Below are 1,587 nucleotides of genomic sequence, written 5' to 3'. Positions count from 1 at the left end.
CTTTGGCGGGGATTCCTTTGGCTCTAAGCGCGTTGTCGATGGTGTGCCTATTCGCAGGAGCACCGAGCTTCGCAGACTCGATGATGGCCTCGTATGCCGCCATTCGGAGGCCGTTGGTGAAGGCGTCTTTCTCCTGCAAGATCGCGTGCGCCTCGAAGACAATCTCTCGGTTCCCCCTCTCCCCTGATCGGATAAGAGAGCCGAGTACCTGCTCTTCCAACTCGACATGCTCCAAGTGTGTTCTCACGCAGCAAACCCCGCGACGTGTCCTTTCAGTCGGTCAAAGCTATACTGCCCAGCATCCCCCATCTTCCGAATCGCTTTCGTCACCCGTTCTACTCCGCACTCATCAACGAGCCGTTTCAGTGCCCGAGCGTCATGCGGTCGTGGCATCTTCCCGTTGTGCGTCTCAATCCATGCCCGGAGAGGGAGGTCGTATTCGTCGCCGAAGCCGTGGACGCGCTTGGTCATCCAAACCACCGCGAGCGCGTCGAAAACCGGAACTCCTTCTGTATCATAACCTACCGGTACTAATCGAGGGATTCCGTTCTCGTAGAGAATGCCAGGCACATCGGAAGAGACAGTAGAGGGAGCAGGTAAAGGTTCTTCTTCTTTTTCAATTGGTTTTATTGCGCGTGTGAGTAATCCAGTATTAGTAACACACACGCGCTCTTCTATTTGTTCACTTAATACTTGTTCTAATACTTGTTTGGGGGTCGTCAGTGACTCGGGTTTTGTGCAACAATGACCCGAGGGTCGGCTCACTTCGGTCTCACTTTCGTGTTCTGCTTGGGTCATTTTTGTACCGGGGTCGGGTCGCTCTTGCGCCTCCCCGTGGGTCATTTGTAGCCCCACGTCGGTTCGTTGATAACCCGGGTCTGGTTCCCCGCCCGTTGCCTCTGCTGGGTCTTTTTCTATATCCTTCGGTTCCATCGCTTCACGTGTAATGGGGTGGTGTCTCTCCTTCGCATCGCCTCGCTTTATGAGGGGTTGAAGTGCGTACAGGGAGGACGTCCCTGTACGCTGCGTAATCTCGATTGCCCCAGCCTCCTTCAACTCTCGTAGTATGCGCTTTACCGTTGAGAGAGAGACGTTAGCATGGGCTGCTAATGTCTCTCGCGACGGCGTACATGTTCCTGCGGATCCCGCATACGAAGCGAGGATCGCATAAAGCCCCTTCGCTCGGAGGCTAATGTTTGGATTCCGTAGAAAAGCGGTTGGGATACGTGCATGTGAGACGACCATTGATTGGGAAGTTTTTTGGCGAGCACTTGGTTCGGTTGACATAAAGTCCCCTGTGTTGTTAGGTTGAAGAAACTGTGTAGAAAACACAAAACCTCTCGGGTTTCAGTGATGCAGCACTTACTCCCCAAGAGGTTTTGTTATATCATTTACGAGGCTGCATCCTCTATCAGTTGTCCCCACCACATCACTGTGGCGGGTGTTCAATCACAAGACACCCTGTAAACAGAGAGCTTGTGGTGGCGGTATGCTCGTGTCCGCCGTAGTTCACGATAGGAGAGACACGACACCTCACTATCGACGTTCCACATACCACCGGAGGATGGAAAGCGTGCGTAGAACACG

The 1,587-nt window shown here is 53.4% G+C and carries 2 protein-coding genes; both read right to left on the bottom strand.

Features of this window, described 5'->3' with window-relative positions:
- A partial coding sequence (locus tag KDG50_03410; protein MCB1864451.1) for a hypothetical protein occupies nucleotides 1-220 on the bottom strand: 220 nt, incomplete at its 3' end.
- 23 nt (nucleotides 221-243) lie between these two features.
- The gene (locus KDG50_03405) at nucleotides 244-1,332 is read right to left on the bottom strand and encodes a helix-turn-helix domain-containing protein (GenBank protein ID MCB1864450.1); all 1,089 of its coding nucleotides are present in this window, start codon (nucleotides 1,330-1,332) and stop codon (nucleotides 244-246) included.
- Nucleotides 1,333-1,587 lie beyond the last annotated feature (255 nt).

This window comes from Chromatiales bacterium (genome assembly GCA_020445605.1).
In the GTDB taxonomy this organism is placed as follows: Bacteria; Pseudomonadota; Gammaproteobacteria; order JAGRGH01; family JAGRGH01; genus JAGRGH01.
This window is presented reverse-complemented; position numbering and strand designations above follow the sequence as displayed.